13 protein-coding genes are annotated in these 15,505 nt (G+C 61.6%); 7 read left to right on the top strand and 6 right to left on the bottom strand.

Annotation, left to right across the window (positions count from 1 at the left end; translation table 11 throughout):
- The first annotated feature begins 13 nt into the window (after positions 1 to 13).
- Positions 14 to 2,218, top strand: a complete 2,205-nt coding sequence (locus RWJ89_RS17070; RefSeq protein ID WP_131664295.1) for a molybdopterin oxidoreductase family protein — start codon at positions 14 to 16, stop codon at positions 2,216 to 2,218.
- On the top strand, positions 2,215 to 2,805 hold the full coding sequence (locus RWJ89_RS17065) for an NUDIX domain-containing protein (RefSeq protein ID WP_316031167.1): 591 nt from the start codon (positions 2,215 to 2,217) through the stop codon (positions 2,803 to 2,805). Before RWJ89_RS17070 ends, RWJ89_RS17065 begins: the two co-directional genes overlap by 4 nt.
- Positions 2,806 to 3,072: 267 nt before the next feature.
- Here RWJ89_RS17065 and RWJ89_RS17060 read toward each other — a convergent pair whose 3' ends face one another.
- Both RWJ89_RS17060 and RWJ89_RS17055 read right to left on the bottom strand, forming a co-directional pair.
- Positions 3,073 to 3,474, bottom strand: a complete 402-nt coding sequence (locus RWJ89_RS17060; protein WP_168258213.1) for a type II toxin-antitoxin system VapC family toxin — start codon at positions 3,472 to 3,474, stop codon at positions 3,073 to 3,075.
- The gene (locus tag RWJ89_RS17055; protein ID WP_131640480.1) at positions 3,474 to 3,713 is read right to left on the bottom strand and encodes a type II toxin-antitoxin system Phd/YefM family antitoxin; all 240 of its coding nucleotides are present in this window, start codon (positions 3,711 to 3,713) and stop codon (positions 3,474 to 3,476) included. Before RWJ89_RS17055 ends, RWJ89_RS17060 begins: the two co-directional genes overlap by 1 nt.
- 169 nt (positions 3,714 to 3,882) lie before the next feature.
- On the opposite strand from RWJ89_RS17055, the gene RWJ89_RS17050 reads away from it, so the two are divergent.
- Positions 3,883 to 5,052 carry an alpha-D-ribose 1-methylphosphonate 5-triphosphate diphosphatase gene (locus RWJ89_RS17050; protein ID WP_316031166.1) on the top strand — a complete coding sequence of 390 codons (1,170 nt, stop codon included), beginning with the start codon at positions 3,883 to 3,885 and terminating at the stop codon, positions 5,050 to 5,052.
- On the opposite strand, the gene purN is transcribed toward RWJ89_RS17050, so the two are convergent.
- Positions 5,049 to 5,720 carry a phosphoribosylglycinamide formyltransferase gene (gene purN / locus RWJ89_RS17045; protein ID WP_168258215.1) on the bottom strand — a complete coding sequence of 224 codons (672 nt, stop codon included), beginning with the start codon at positions 5,718 to 5,720 and terminating at the stop codon, positions 5,049 to 5,051. The two genes, RWJ89_RS17050 and purN, sit on opposite strands and share 4 nt — an antisense overlap.
- Positions 5,717 to 6,790 (bottom strand): phosphoribosylformylglycinamidine cyclo-ligase, encoded by a 1,074-nt coding sequence (gene purM / locus RWJ89_RS17040; RefSeq protein WP_221992953.1) that lies wholly within the window; start codon positions 6,788 to 6,790, stop codon positions 5,717 to 5,719. Before purM ends, purN begins: the two co-directional genes overlap by 4 nt.
- 244 nt (positions 6,791 to 7,034) lie before the next feature.
- Here purM and RWJ89_RS17035 point away from each other — a divergent pair, with 244 nt between their 5' ends.
- The 4 genes from RWJ89_RS17035 (at position 7,035) to RWJ89_RS17020 (ending at position 12,666) form a co-directional block, all read left to right on the top strand.
- A complete protein-coding gene (locus RWJ89_RS17035) occupies positions 7,035 to 8,159 on the top strand; it encodes an AI-2E family transporter (RefSeq protein WP_206989101.1) in 1,125 nt (374 codons plus the stop codon).
- Positions 8,152 to 8,865, top strand: coding sequence for a DnaA regulatory inactivator HdaA (gene hdaA / locus RWJ89_RS17030; RefSeq protein ID WP_206989099.1), 714 nt, complete (start codon positions 8,152 to 8,154; stop codon positions 8,863 to 8,865). Before RWJ89_RS17035 ends, hdaA begins: the two co-directional genes overlap by 8 nt.
- Positions 8,866 to 8,931: 66 nt before the next feature.
- A complete protein-coding gene (locus RWJ89_RS17025; RefSeq protein WP_077976173.1) occupies positions 8,932 to 11,136 on the top strand; it encodes an RNA degradosome polyphosphate kinase in 2,205 nt (734 codons plus the stop codon).
- A 12-nt stretch (positions 11,137 to 11,148) separates the two neighbouring features.
- Positions 11,149 to 12,666, top strand: a complete 1,518-nt coding sequence (locus RWJ89_RS17020) for a Ppx/GppA family phosphatase (RefSeq protein ID WP_316031165.1) — start codon at positions 11,149 to 11,151, stop codon at positions 12,664 to 12,666.
- 272 nt (positions 12,667 to 12,938) lie between these two features.
- Here RWJ89_RS17020 and RWJ89_RS17015 read toward each other — a convergent pair whose 3' ends face one another.
- Positions 12,939 to 14,297, bottom strand: a complete 1,359-nt coding sequence (locus RWJ89_RS17015) for an esterase-like activity of phytase family protein (RefSeq protein ID WP_168343157.1) — start codon at positions 14,295 to 14,297, stop codon at positions 12,939 to 12,941.
- A 106-nt stretch (positions 14,298 to 14,403) separates the two neighbouring features.
- Complete coding sequence (locus tag RWJ89_RS17010) at positions 14,404 to 15,465, bottom strand: adenylate/guanylate cyclase domain-containing protein (RefSeq protein ID WP_168254990.1); 1,062 nt, start codon at positions 15,463 to 15,465, stop codon at positions 14,404 to 14,406.
- Positions 15,466 to 15,505: the final 40 nt, after the last annotated feature.

Raw genomic sequence — 15,505 nt, 5'->3', positions numbered from 1 at the left:
CGCTGATGTCCGTATGAATTCGCGTCATGAGGAATTTTTGTGGCTTTTGGCCGTGCAAGCCTTGGAATATACAAATGCCATGAACATTGCGACCCCCATCCACGCCAAATCCCCGAAGTCGGACAACAGGGTAGGGCACACGGCCTGTCCGCATGACTGTCCCTCCACATGCGCGCTGGAGGTCGAGATATCGGAGGATGGCCGCATCGGCCGTGTGCGCGGCGCGCGCGATCATTCCTACACCTCGGGCGTGATCTGCGCCAAGGTCGCCCGTTATGCCGAGCGGCTCTACCATCCCGACCGCCTGATGCATCCGTTGCGTCGCACCGGCGCCAAGGGGGCAGGGCAGTGGCAGCAGATTTCCTGGGACGATGCGCTGGATGAGATCGCCGAAGCCTTTGTGAAGTCCGAGGCAAGGGACGGCAGCGAAGCGATCTGGCCCTATTTTTACGCCGGCACCATGGGCTGGGTGCAGCGCGATTCCATCGATCGCCTGCGTCATGCCAAGCGTTACTCCGGCTTCTTCTCCTCGATCTGCACCAACCCCGCCTGGACCGGCTTCACCATGGCGACCGGCACGCTGCGCGGTCCCGATCCGCGCGAGATGGGCCGCACCGATTGCGTCGTCATCTGGGGCACTAACGCGGTGTCGACCCAGGTCAATGTGATGACCCACGCCATCAAGTCGCGCAAGGAGCGCGGCGCGAAGATCGTCGTCATCGACATTTACGACAATCCGACGATGAAGCAGGCCGACATGGCGCTTGTCGTCAGGCCAGGCACCGACGCCGCGCTCGCCTGCGCCGTCATGCACATCGCCTTCCGCGACGGTTACGCCGACCGCGAATACATGGCGAGATATGCCGATGATCCCGAGGGTCTCGAAGCGCATCTGAAAACCAAGACGCCGCAATGGGCCGCTGCCGTCACCGGCCTTTCGGTCGAGGAGATCGAAGCCTTCGCCAGCCTCGTCGGCACGACGAATAAGACCTTCTTCCGCCTGGGTTATGGCTTCACCCGCCAGCGCAACGGCGCGGTCGCCATGCATGCGGCGGCCTCGATTGCCACCGTCCTCGGCTCCTGGCAATATGAAGGCGGCGGCGCCTTCCATTCGAACAGCGACATCTTCCGCTTGAACAATGCGGAACTGATCGGCCGGTCGATGAAGGATGCGGATATCCGCATGCTCGATCAATCCCAGATCGGCCGCGTGCTGACCGGTGACGCTGTCGCGCTGCGCCATCGCGGCCCGGTGACATCGATGCTGATCCAGAACACCAATCCCGCCAACATCGCCCCCGAGCAGCGCCTCGTCAGGCGCGGCTTTGCCCGCAACGATCTTTTCGTTGCCGTGCACGAGCAGTTCATGACCGAAACGGCCGAGATCGCCGATATCGTCATTCCCGCGACGATGTTCGTCGAGCACGACGACATCTACCGCGCCGGCGGCCAGAACCATATCCTGCTGGGGCCGAAACTGGTCGAGCCGCCGCCAACCGTGCGCACCAATCTCTTCGTCATCGAGGAACTGGCAAAACGCCTCGGCGTCGCCGATCGCCCCGGCTTCGGCTTCACTGCCCGGGAGATGGTCGACCGCATTCTGGAATCGAGCGGCCTGCCGGATTACGACCATTTCCTCGAACACAAATGGTTCGATCGTCAACCCGCTTTCGAGGAGGCGCATTATCTGAACGGTTTTGCCCATCCGGATGGCAAGTTCCATTTCCGCCCGGACTGGATCGATCAGCCGGCGCCGAACAAACCCCCGGCTTCTATCGGCGTGCTCGGGCCGCATGCCGCGCTTCCGGCTTTCCCTGATCAGGTCGATGTCATTGAAGTCGCCGATTCCGAACATCCCTTCCGGCTCGCCACCTCGCCGGCGCGCAACTTCCTGAATTCGAGCTTTTCCGAGACCAAGACCTCCCGCCAGAAGGAAGGCCGCCCTGAAGTGATGATCAATCCGGCCGATGCCGAAGCCAATGGCATCGCGCATGGCGATCTTGTGCGCATCGGCAACAGCCGCGGCGATCTGCGCATCCACGCCCGCATCACCACCGAAGTCAAATCCGGCGTGCTGATCGCCGAGGGGCTTTGGCCGAACAAGGCGCATGTCGACGGCGAGGGCATCAACGTCTTGACCGGCGCCGACCCCGTCGCGCCTTATGGCGGGGCGGCCGTGCACGACAACAAGGTCTGGCTTCGCAGGGACGCAGCATGATGCAGCCGAAATCACGCGTGAAGATCGCCGGCGAGGAAACCCTGTCGAATGGGTGGACGCGGCTGAGCAGCTACCTCCTCGACTATATCGATCGCAAGGGCGCAACCCAGCGGTTGAAGCGGGAAGTCTATCACCGCACGCCGGCCGCCTGCATCCTTCTTTATGATCCGAAGCGCGACCTCGTCGTTCTCGTCCGCCAATTCCGCCTCGCCGTTCATCTCAACGGCGATCCGGCCTGGATGATCGAGGTGCCGGCCGGCCTTCTCGACGACGACCACCCCGAAGCGGCAATCCGTCGCGAGGCGATGGAGGAGACCGGCTATCGCCTGCGCGATGCGCGCTTCCTGTTCAAATCCTATACGTCGCCGGGTGCTGTCACCGAAGTCGTGCATTTCTTCGCAGCCCTCGTCGACACCGCCGATCGCGTCGCCGAAGGCGGCGGCCTGGACGATGAACACGAGGACATCGAAGTCCTCGAGATTCCGCTCGACGAGGCGGCGGCGATGATCGAAACCGGCGAAATTTTCGACGTCAAGACGATCGTGCTTCTGCAATGGGCGCTGTTGAACAGGGGAACGCTTTCTTAGAGCCTTTCCTGGTCAGATTGTAGCATTCTGCCGGAGCAGGTTTTCGTCAGGGCAGAGGCGATTGGCGAAGGACATACCTCTTGGTACGTCCGAGCCGATCGCCTTTGATCCTGGCGGAAAGATGCCCGGCCCTTCGGGTTGGCTGAAACGGGCCGGCTGATCGACCGGCCGGCTTGGCCGTAGAGCTTGGCTACGACGCGCGCCGGCCGGTCGACCATCCGACTCCGTTTGAGCCAACAGAATGCTGCAATCTGACCAGGAAAGGCTCTAACTCAGCCCGAAGGTGAGACTTTCCGCTGACGCAGCACGTTCCAGTCCGGCGTCCAGCGTCGCAAGCGATACGTTCTCTGCGACCGCGAGCGCGAGATAAGCGGCGTCATAGGCCGATAGCTGATATTTTCCGGCAAGTCGTAGGATCGGAAGATGGTCTTCGCTTGAGACAGTGCGCAGCGGCAGGCTGGTGAGTCGCATGAGACAAGCGAGCACATCGTTGGAGATGAGTTTCCGCCGTTCCGCGGTCAACAGGATGTTACGCATCTCATGCCAGAAGAGATCGGGCACCAAGGCGTCTTCCGTTTCGAGAAACGACAAGGCTTCTTCGGCCGTCCGGCTTTCCTCATCGGCAAGCAACCAAGCCGCCGCAACCGAAGCATCAACCACGAACGGCATCAGCGCTGACCTTCGCGACGCCAGGCTTGAATTTCAGCCGCGGTCGCTCCGGCGCGTTCTGCCCGTTCGCTGCGGAGTGCACGGATGGCGTCGAGCCTCTGGCGGCGGTCATCGATCTTGATCATGCGCGCGACCGGGTTGTTGCCGCGTGATATCACCACATCTTCGCCTGCTTCCACCTTTGTCAGAAGCTCGGAGAGATGCGTTTTTGCCTCTGCCACTTTCACTTTGATCGTCATAGCCACCGTCCATTTTGTTTCTAATGTAATGATATCCAAAACTTGGTCAGCCGATTGGTCAAGCGTGGCAAAGCAAGAACGCAAAGAGTAAGAAGCTTCATGCAGTTGTCACGAAGCAGTTCTATGCGCTGCGGTTTATCAATCATCGGATGCGGTCAGGAGACAGCCAATGTGGCTCGGCAATTTCACCCTCGTTCTCCCAAACGAGGTGGTGAGTGAAGGTTCCGTGCGTGTTGAGGGTGGCGTCATCGCCGAGATCAGGCCGGAGCCGGTCGCCGGTGCTGTGATCGATGGCGGCGGGCGGCTGCTGATGCCGGGCTTCGTCGATCTCCACGGCGATATGATCGAGCGCGAGATTGCCCCGCGGCCGAACGCGATGATGCCGATCGATTTCGGCATCCACGAACTCGACAAGAAACTTGCTGCCGCCGGCGTCACGACGGCGTTTGCCGCCGTCTCGTTCGCGACCGAAAGCGTCTACGGCCACGTCCGCTCGCTGGAGACGACATCGGCGGTGATCGAAGGCATCAACCGCCTGCGTGACGATCTGCTGATCGACCACCGCGTCCACGCCCGCTACGAAATCACCAATGTCGGTGCAGCCCCTGCACTCGAGCGCCTGCTGAATTCCGATCAGATCGACATGGTTTCGCTCACCGATCACACGCCGGGCCAGGGCCAGTACAACAACCTGCAGAGCTACATCCTCAGCATTTCCGAGCGTCGCGCCATCTCCGAGGAAATGGCGGCGGAGATCGTTTCCAAGCGCATCGCCATGCGCAGCAATCCCGACATCGAGGCCAAGCTGAAGGAGATCGTCGCGCTGTCGCTGAAACACAAGCTGTCGCTTGCCTCGCATGACGACGACAGCGTCGAAAAGGTCGCCGAAATGCACGATCTTGGCGTCACCATCAGCGAGTTTCCTGTCACCGCACCTGCGGCGGAGGAGGCGCGCCGCCGCGGCCTCTGGACGTTGATGGGCGCGCCGAACGCGCTGCGCGGCCAGTCGATGTCGGGTAATCTCAGCGCGCTCGATGCCGCAAGCGCCGGCCTGCTGAGCATCATCGCCGCCGATTATCATCCGGCCGCCTTCGTGCCCGGCATCTTCAAGCTTGCCGATATGGTGGAAGGTGGCTTGCCGGCAGCCGTTGCCATGGCGACCAGCAATGCGGCCCGCTCGGCCGGATTGTTGGATCGTGGCGCGATCGCCATCGGCCAGCGCGCCGATCTGGTCGTGGTCGAGCCGGGTGATATCAATCGCATCCGCGCCACCTTCCGCGCCGGCCGCTTCGTCTACAGCGACGGCACGCTGCATCCATTGCGGGCGCTGGCGGCTTAGGCGCGATCGCCTATCAGTGAAATCAGCTGAGCCTTGGGCACAGCGGTCGAGGCCTGAGCGCTGACGGCCCTGCCGGCTTCCATCGTCACACGGCCCTCGGCAAAGAGCCGTAGCGCTTGCGGATAGATCTGGTGCTCCACGGTGAGCACACGTGCAGCAAGGCTTTCGGCCGTGTCGCCGGAAAGAACCGGTACGGCCGCCTGGCCGATCACCGGCCCCTCATCCATGCCTTCGGTGACGAAATGCACCGTGCAGCCGGCGATCCGCATGCCGGCATCGATTGCACGCTGATGCGTATGCAGGCCGGGAAACAGCGGCAGCAGGGAAGGGTGGATGTTGAGCATCCGGCCTTCATAACGTTGTATGAAGGTCGCCGTCAGCAGCCGCATATAGCCCGCCAGGCAGAGAATGTCGGGTGAAAGCTCATCGAGCGCCGAAAAGATCGCCGCCTCATGTGCATCCTTGCTGGCATAGTCCTTGCGGGGAAAAGCGAAGGTGGCAATGCCTTCGGCAGCCGCCTTGGCAAGCCCGCCGGCATCCGTCTTGTCGGAGATCACCCCGACGATCTCGGCCGGGTAGTCGGCGGCCTTTGCAGCCGCAACCAGCGCCATCATGTTGGAGCCGCTGCCTGATATGAAGACGACGGCGCGTTTGCGCGGCGAGCTCATATGGCAAGCGTACCCTTGTAGACCGTGCCGGCAGCGCCCTCGTCGCGGGCGATCATGCGGCCGAGCGTGACAACCGTCTCGCCCTCGGCTTCGAGTGCGGCGGAAACCGCCGCAACATTCTCACCGGCGACGACGGCGATCATGCCGACGCCGCAGTTGAAGGTGCGCAGCATTTCCTTGGATTCGACGCCGCCCGTCTTGGCGAGCCATGAAAACACCGGCGGCACCTTGACGGCGGCAAGATCGATCTCGGCCGCCAGATGCTTCGGCAGCACGCGCGGAATATTTTCCGGGAAGCCGCCGCCGGTGATGTGCGCCAGCGCCTTGATGGCGCCGGTCTCGCGGATCGCCTTCAGGAGCGGCCTCACATAAATACGCGTCGGCTCGAGCAGGGCTTCGCCAAGCTTCTTGTCTTCGGTGAACGGCGCCGGTGCATCCCAATCGAGGCCGGACAATTCGACGATCTTGCGCACCAGCGAGAAACCGTTGGAATGGACGCCGGAGGAGGCGAGGCCGAGGATCACGTCACCCTCGGCAATATCGCCTGATGGCAGCAGCTTGCCGCGTTCGGCAGCACCGACGGCAAAACCCGCGAGGTCGTAGTCGCCGGAGGAATACATGCCGGGCATTTCGGCCGTCTCGCCGCCGATCAGCGCGCAGCCGGCCTCACGGCAGCCGGCGGCAATGCCGCCGACGATGGCCGCGCCCTGGTCGGGGTCGAGCTTGCCGGTCGCGAAATAATCGAGGAAGAACAGCGGCTCGGCGCCCTGTACCACGAGATCGTTGACGCACATTGCGACGAGGTCGATGCCGACGGTTTCGTGATAGTCGGCGTCGATCGCAATCTTCAGCTTGGTGCCGACGCCGTCATTGGCGGCGACGAGAACCGGATCGGTAAAGCCTGCCGCCTTGAGATCGAAAAGCCCGCCGAAGCCGCCGATCTCGCCGTCGGCGCCGGGACGGCGGGTCGAGCGCACCGCCGGCTTGATCTTTTCGACGAGCAGGTTGCCGGCATCGATGTCGACGCCCGCATCGCTATATGTCAGGCCGTTTTTCCCAGACTGGCTCATGCTGGTCTCCGATGGCTATTTCAGGCGGCAAACGTGCCGCGTCATCTGCCGGTCGCAATTGCATGACAGGGGCTTTTATGCAAGCGCTGCATGGCGAAAGCCCCAATTTCCCGCGTCTTCTTCCGGCCTTTCCGGGATTTGGCGCGACAGGGTTGACCATCTTTGCGCCTGCATCCTATGTGCTCAATGGCCGCTTCGGATCGGATGCGGCGTCAGACGGCGGCGAGCGATCAGCGGGGAAGCAATGCCACAGCAAGTCAGCGGCAACAGTCTCAAACGTCAGATTTTCTTCTGGCTGGTGGTGCTCGTCTTCTTCATCGTCTTTCTCTATGTCTTCAGCTCGATCCTGCTGCCCTTCGTCGCCGGCATGGCGATCGCCTACTTCCTCGATCCGGTGGCAGACAGGTTGCAGCGGCTGGGACTGAGCCGCATGATGGCGACCATCGGCATTCTCGTCGCTTTCGTGATCGTCTTCGCGCTGGCGCTGATGATCCTCATTCCGGTGCTGATCAGCCAGTTCAACGATTTCGCTCAACGTCTGCCGGGTTATATCAGCCAATTACAGCAGTTCATCGCGCAGGCGCAGAATTCGCTGCTGCCGGACTGGGTTGAGAACCAAGTGGGCACGATCAAGGACAATCTCTCGGGCATCCTGTCGGAGGGCATGGGCTTCCTCACCGGGCTCTTTGCGCAGATCTGGAATTCCGGAAAGGCGATCGTTGACGTCATATCGCTGCTCGTGGTCACCCCCGTCGTCGCCTTCTACATCCTGCTCGATTGGGACCGCATGGTCGCCAAGGTCGATCAGTGGATCCCGCGCGATTATGTCAGCGATGTCCGCCAGATCGCCAAGGAGATCGACCAGGCAATCGCCGGTTTCATCCGCGGCCAGGGCTCGCTCTGCCTCATCCTCGGCATTTATTATGCCGTCGGCCTCTCTCTCGTGGGGCTGAATTTCGGGCTGCTGATCGGCCTCTTCGCTGGCATGATCAGCTTCATTCCCTATGTCGGCTCGATGGTTGGTCTCGTGCTGGCGGTCGGCGTCGCGCTTGTGCAGTTCTGGCCGGATTATCCGTTGATCGGCCTGGTGCTCGTCGTCTTCTTCAGCGGTCAGTTCCTCGAAGGTAACATTCTGCAGCCGAAGCTCGTCGGCTCCAGCGTTGGCTTGCATCCGGTCTGGCTGATGTTCGCGCTCTTTGCCTTCGGCGCGCTCTTCGGTTTCGTCGGGCTTCTGGTCGCCGTGCCGGCGGCGGCGGCGGTCGGCGTCCTTGTTCGTTTCGCACTTTCACGCTACCTTCAGAGTGATCTTTATTTTGGCGGGTCGCCGAGTGGCAGTGCCCGGAAGACGAAATCAGTTCCCAATGAGTGACGCGAAAAACGCTGATCCGAAGCGCAAGGCCGGAGAGCAGCTGCCGCTGGTCTTTTCGCACGATGCCGCAAGCGGGCGCGACGACCTCCTGATCTCGGAGCGGCTCGCCGCCGCCGTTTCGATCGTCGATGCCTGGCCGGCATGGCCATCGCCGGTGGTCGTGCTCGCCGGCCCCGTAGGCTCGGGAAAATCGCATCTCGCCCGGATCTGGCGGGAATTGAGCGGCGCCGTCGACATCCACCCCGAGCGTGGCTCGGATGCGGCGGTTGCCGCTGCCGCCGGCCCGGTGCTGTTCGAGGACGCCGACCGCCTCGGCTTCGACGACAATGCGCTCTTTCACGTCATCAACAGCGTGCGCGAAAACGGCACCAGCCTGTTGATCACCAGCCGTCTCTGGCCGATGTCGTGGCCGGTTTCGTTGCCCGATCTGCGCTCGCGCCTGAAAGCGGCAACCGTCGTCGAGATCGGCGAACCCGATGAGGCGCTGTTGTCGCAGGTGATCGTCAAGCTCTTCGCCGACCGGCAGCTTTATATAGATGACAAACTCGTGCTCTATATCGTTGTCAGGATGGAGCGGTCGCTGAACGCGGCCCAGACAATCGTCGAAAGGCTTGACCGGCTGGCGCTGTCGCGGGGCACGAAAATCACCCGGTCTCTTGCTGCCGAAGTATTGAATGAATTGGGAAATTCGGAACCGGCCGATTGACTGTCACAGTTCCGTCGTCAAACTGATATAATTGCCTTTGGCGATTGAAAACGGGGTAAGCGGACCATGGATAGTGCAGTCGCAGAACATCAGGAACTCACTCCGGAAATCAACGACAACACCCCCCCGCTGGAAGAGCTGCTCAAGAGCCCCGAGCGCTTCATCAACCGAGAATTCTCCTGGCTGCAGTTCAACCGCCGTGTCCTCGAAGAAACGCTGAATACCGAGCATCCGCTGCTCGAGCGTGTCCGCTTCCTGTCGATCTCGGCCGCCAACCTCGACGAGTTCTTCATGGTGCGTGTCGCCGGCCTCGAAGGCCAGGTACGCCAGAATATCGCCATCCGCAGCCCGGACGGCAAGACGCCGGCCGAGCAGCTCGACTCGATCCTGCAGGAGATCGACCATCTGCAGATGGAGCAGCAGGCCTCGCTCGCCGTGCTGCAACAATATCTCGCCAAGGAAGACATCCTGATCGTGCGCCCCGGCGCCCTGAGCGAGGGCGACCGCCAGTGGCTGGCCGCCGAATTCGAGCAGGCGATCTTCCCTGTTTTGACGCCGCTATCGATCGATCCCGCCCATCCGTTCCCCTTCATTCCGAATCTCGGCTTCTCGATCGGTCTGCAGCTCGTCAGCAAGAACGGCCGCGAGCCGATGACGGCGCTGTTGCGCCTGCCGGTGGCGCTCGATCGCTTCGTTCGCCTGCCGGATGATGGAAACACGATCCGCTACATCACGCTGGAAGATGTCGCCAACATCTTCATCCATCGGCTCTACCCGGGTTACGAGGTGCAGGGCTCCGGTACGTTCCGCGTCATCCGCGACAGCGATATTGAAGTCGAGGAAGAGGCCGAGGATCTCGTCCGCTTCTTCGAAACGGCGCTGAAACGCCGACGCCGCGGCAAGGTCATCCGCATCGAGACCGATTCGGAAATGCCGGCGTCGCTGCGCCAGTTCGTCGTCCAGGCACTGAGTATCCCCGACAATCGCGTCGCCGTTCTGCCGGGTCTTCTGGCGCTGAACACGCTGTCGGAGATTACCAAGGCGCCGCGCGACGATCTGCGTTTTGCCCCCTACAATGCCCGATTTCCCGAGCGCGTCCGCGAGCACGCCGGCGATTGCTTCGCCGCTATCCGCGAAAAGGACATGGTCGTCCATCACCCCTACGAATCTTTCGACGTGGTGGTCCAGTTTCTTCTCCAGGCTGCGCGCGATCCTGACGTCCTGGCGATAAAGCAGACGCTTTACCGCACCTCCAACGACAGCCCGATTGTCCGCGCGCTGATCGACGCCGCCGAGGCCGGCAAGTCGGTGACGGCGCTGGTCGAGCTCAAGGCCCGCTTTGACGAAGAGGCAAACATCCGTTGGGCGCGCGACCTCGAACGCGCCGGCGTCCAGGTCGTCTTCGGCTTCATCGAGCTCAAGACCCACGCCAAGATGTCGCTGGTCGTCCGTCGCGAGGACGGCAAACTGCGCACCTATTGCCATCTCGGCACCGGCAACTATCACCCGATCACCGCGAAGATCTATACTGATCTCTCCTACTTCACCTGCAATCCCGTCATCGCCCACGACATGGCGAACATCTTCAACTTCATCACCGGCTACGGCGAGCCGGAACAGGGCATGCAGCTCGCGATCTCGCCCTATACGATGCGCTCGCGCATCCTGCGTCACATTGAGGAAGAGGTCCAGCACGCCAGGAACGGTGCGCCGGCGGCGATCTGGATGAAGATGAATTCGCTTGTCGATCCCGACATCATCGACGCGCTCTATCGCGCCAGCCATGCCGGCGTCGAGATCGATCTTGTCGTGCGCGGCATCTGCTGCCTGCGTCCCCAGGTGCCCGGCCTTTCGGAAAAGATCCGCGTCAAGTCGATCGTCGGCCGCTTCCTCGAACACAGCCGCATCTTCTGCTTCGGCAACGGCCACGGTCTGCCGTCCGACAAGGCGCTGGTTTATATCGGCTCGGCCGACATGATGCCGAGAAACCTCGATCGCCGTGTCGAAACCATGGTTCCGTTGACAAATCCGACCGTTCACGAGCAGGTCTTGTCACAGATTATGCTCGGCAACGTGATTGACAATCAACAAAGCTACGAGATATTGCCCGACGGTACGTCGCGTCGCATGGAAGTGCGCAGGGGCGAAGAACCGTTCAATGCGCAGCAGTATTTCATGACCAATCCGAGCCTGTCAGGCCGTGGTGAAGCTCTGAAGTCCAGTGCGCCGAAGCTGATCGCCGGCCTGCTCGAAGGCCGCAACAACAAGTAATACTGGACCTAAATGGTTGAATCTGAAGCCCAGGGGCGCCTTCCGGGGATCGCCCCGGTCTCCGTCGTCGATATTGGATCGAATTCGATCCGTCTTGTCGTCTACGAAGGCATGTCCCGTTCGCCCACCGTCCTCTTCAATGAAAAGGTCCTCTGCGGCCTCGGCAAGGGTGTCGCCCTTATTGGCAAGATGGATGAAGACAGCGTCGCGCGGGCTCTGGCGGCGCTGCACCGTTTCAAGGCCCTATCCGACCAGGCGCGCGCCGCCACCATGTATGTGCTGGCGACGGCGGCCGCGCGCGAGGCGAGCAACGGCCCTGATTTCATCCATCAGGCAGAAACCATCCTGAACCGCAAGGTCCGCGTGCTCTCGGGTGAGGAGGAGGCGAAATTCGCTTCGCTCGGCATCATCAGCGGTTTCTATAACCCTGACGGCATTGCCGGCGATCTCGGCGGCGGCTCACTGGAACTGATCGATATCAAGGGCAAGGAGTTCGGCAAGGGCATCACGCTGCCGCTCGGCGGCCTGCGCCTGTCGGAATATGCCGGCGGTTCGCTCTCCAAGGCCCAGACCTTTGCCCGCAAGCAACTGAAGACGGCAAAGCTGTTGTTGAAAGGCGAGGGCCGCACCTTCTACGCCGTCGGTGGCACCTGGCGAAACATTGCCAAGCTGCACATGGAAATCACCCATTATCCGCTGCATATGATGCAGGGTTATGAGGTGTCTTTCGAAGCGATGATGCTGTTCCTCGAACAGCTGACCGCGCGCGATTCCCGGGAGCCGGCGCTGCAGGTTGTTTCCAAGCACCGTCGTTCGCTGCTGCCCTTCGGCGCTATCGCCATGAAGGAAGTCCTGAGCGCGATGAAGCCGTCGGTGATTTCCTTCTCGGCGCAGGGTGTGCGCGAGGGATATCTTTATTCGCTGTTGTCGGAGTCCGAACGCCGCCTGGATCCGCTGCTTACCGCGGCCGGCGAACTGGCGATCCTGCGTGCGCGTTCGCCGGAGCATGCCCGCGAGCTCGCGGAATGGACCGGCCGCATGATGCCCCTTTTCGGCATCCAGGAAACCGACGAGGAAAGCCGCTACCGTCAGGCCGCCTGTCTGCTGGCCGATATCAGCTGGCGCGCCCATCCTGACTATCGCGGCCTGCAGGCGCTGAACGTCATCGCCCACTCTTCCTTCGTCGGCATCAGTCATCCCGGCCGCGCTTTCATTGCGCTTTCCAACTATTACCGTTTCGAAGGCCTGCATGACGACGGCGCCACCGGCCCGCTGGCGCAGATCGCCACGCCGCAGCTCATCGAGCGCGCCAAGCTGCTCGGCGGCATGCTGCGCGTCGTCTACCTGTTCTCGGCCTCGATGCCCGGCATCGTCAAGAGCCTGACCTTCCGCAAATCCTCGAGCCCGGACCTCGACCTCGAATTCGTCGTGCCTCCCGAATATCGCGACTTCGCCGGCGAACGCCTGGACGGCCGCCTACAGCAGCTGTCGAGGCTGACGAACAAGCGGTTGGCGTTTCGGTTCGAATAGGTCTGATTTGCGGCCGTTTTGCCGTATCAGCCCCCCTCTGCCCTGCCGGGCATCTCCCCCACAGGTGGGGAGATTGGCTGGGCGCAACGGCTTCCCCAATCAATCAGCGGTTCAGCTTGGCTTGACGGTCAAGATGCGGGAAAGCCATGCCACTTGTGATCTCCCACCCGTGGGGGAGATGCCCGGCAGGGCAGAGGGGGCACACACGGCACAGCGTCAACGAAAAAGGCGGCGCCTGCGCACCGCCCTCTCTATCTCACATCACGCTCGAATTACTTCGCGTTCAGGAACTCGCCAACCTCGATCAGGCTGAACTCGTTATTGTCGGCCTTGTCGGCGGCGCGGCCGGCCGAAAAGGGCAGGTTGTTGTCGTTGCCGATGATGATGTGTGTGGCGTCGACGCGGTCGACGTTTTCGATCGTCACGAACGGCATGTCGTAGGCGCCGTCCTTGCTGCCGGCCCTCTTCTTGTTGTCGGGGTCCTGGATGTTGAGGAGGTCGATATAGCCGATCTTGCGGACGGACTTGCCGACATTGGCATCGTTGAACTTGATCTTGTAGACGCGCTTCAGCACGGCCGGAGCTTCGAAGCAATCCGGCTTCGGCTGCTTCGGATCGGCGCAGGCCTTGTCTGCCGTGCCGGCGCCGTTATCGCGCTCGATGACGAGAGCGGTCGTGTCGTCGAGCATGTTGAAGTCGCCGATCGACACACCCTTGTCTTCGAACGGATAGAACCAGCTGCGGCCGGTCCACTTCTTCGACGCGACGTCGAATTCGATGACGCGAATGGCGGTGTGGCCGTCGATGGTTTCCACCGTGCCGTCATCCTTGTAGATGGCGCCTTCGAGCAGGCCGTAGAGCTTGGCGCCGTCCTTGGACATGGCAAGGCCCTCGAAGCCGCCGGAGCGCTTCAGATTGAAGACCGGCATCTTGGCAGCCGGGTTGGCCGGAACCGAGAGAAGCGGATTGTCGGGCGAAAGCACCGGTTTACCGTCGAGCGTCGTCGGGATGACGTCGGTGAGGCGGCCTGACGTGTCGAACTTCAGGATGTAGGGACCGAATTCGTCGCCGAGCCAGAAGCCGTCGGCTACCGGCTGGATCGATTCGATATCGAAGTCGGCGCCGGTGAGATAGCGGGTGTCGGTGCCTTCAAGCACGATCGGGAACGGCGCGATCTTGTTGGGGTCGGAAAGGAACAGGTTCTTGACGACATCAGCCTTGTTGCCGGACCAGTCGAACTTCATCTGGTGCAGGAAGAGCATGGAGTCCGACGAGTTGGACTTCGAGCCGAAGCCGTTGTCGGAGAGCGTCCAGAAAGTGCCGTCGGCCATCGTCTTGACGCCCGAGAAACCCTGGATAGGCTGGCCGTCGAAAGGAAGCTTCAGATCGGTGATGCGGGCGCCGTCCTTGCCGGGAACGGTGCCGAGCGCTTCGGTGCGCTTGCGGTCCGGCGTCGTAAACTTGCCGGAATGCTTGAGGAATTCGGGGGTATCGGCCGGTGCCGCAACCATGGTGTTGGCAGGCAGGATCGCCTGGCCGGCGAGCTTGGCCGGGAACTGCTGCTGGTCGGCCGAAGCAGAGCCCGCGACCAGGATAAAAAGCGATACGGAAGCAAAAAGGACGTTCTTCATAATATCCCCGTGGAGCGGATTGCAAAGGCCTTCCGCTTAACAGGGCTTTAATGTCAGCGAATTGACGGCTGGATGAAGCTTTGGTGACGTGAAGGTCAGACTATGCTCAGCCGTGCAGAATGACCGCCGGCGTGTTCAGCACGGTGACCGCGCGCGAGGAAAGCGCCATGACGCCGAGTGCCTGGCCGCGCCCCTTGACGGCATGGGTGCCGAGATCCTCGCAAGTGATGTCGTCGGGAAAATCCATGCGCCGGGCAAGCTCGCTGGAGATCAGCACCGATCGGTTCAGACTGCGGCAGAGCGTCTCCAGCCGGGCGGTGGTGTTCACCGTATCGCCGAAATAGCTGATCTTGTGATGGTCGACGCCGATTTCGGCAGTGATGATCTCGCCGCCATGGAGGGCGGCGCGGAGCTTCGGCACCTGCCCGTAATTCTTTCGCCAGCCGGCGGCATTGGCGTCGATATCGGCGAGAATGTCGAAGATGCAGCGCACGCAACGCGCATCCTTGACGCCGCGGGCAAGTGGCCAGGTGATGATCGCAGCATCGCCGACATAGTCGTTGATCATGCCCTTGTGACGCCTGACGGGCTCGGCGAAGGTCGCAAACAGCGAGCTCAGCAGTTCTTGCGCCCTGAGGTCGCCGTGCTTTTCGGCAAAAGCCGTCGAATCGACGAGGTCGATGAACAGGAAGACGCGCTCTTCCCTGACCGGATTGCGGTAGCGGCTGATGAGCATGCTGAGGAAAACTTCACGACCAAGCAGTTCCCGCACGCGCAAGACGAAGATCAGCATCGTGCAGACCGCAAGCGCATAGAGGAAGACCTCGAACGGCATGATGACGAGGTCGAGGAGCGATGCCGGCTTCACCATGCCGAGCCACCAGAGCAGCAAGCCGGCGCAGGCAAAGCCGATGCTCATCAGGATTTCGTAGATCAGCAGCTCGGTGATGATGAAGGCGAAGGTCGGCAGCTTCTGGATGCGCCTGTAGAGTGCTCGAAACAGCACCTTGCGCTCGAAGGCGAGGATCGGCATGCCGATGAAGAGCGCGAAGATCGCCCCGATGATCGGCGTTTGATTGGAGTAGAACATCAGATCATAGATGACGCCACTGGCCGCAAGGACGATCGTGATCAGAATCCAATTCTGTGTCGGAGATATTTCCCGCATGCCGCCTCTGCGCCGTGATGTTTCTTCCCGCCATTGTTTC

The sequence above is a fragment of the Rhizobium sp. 10PS4 genome, assembly GCF_032464805.1.
Classification (GTDB): Bacteria; Pseudomonadota; Alphaproteobacteria; order Rhizobiales; family Rhizobiaceae; genus Rhizobium; species Rhizobium laguerreae.
Note: the sequence above shows the minus strand (reverse complement) of the source record. Positions and strands in the feature narration are given on the sequence as shown.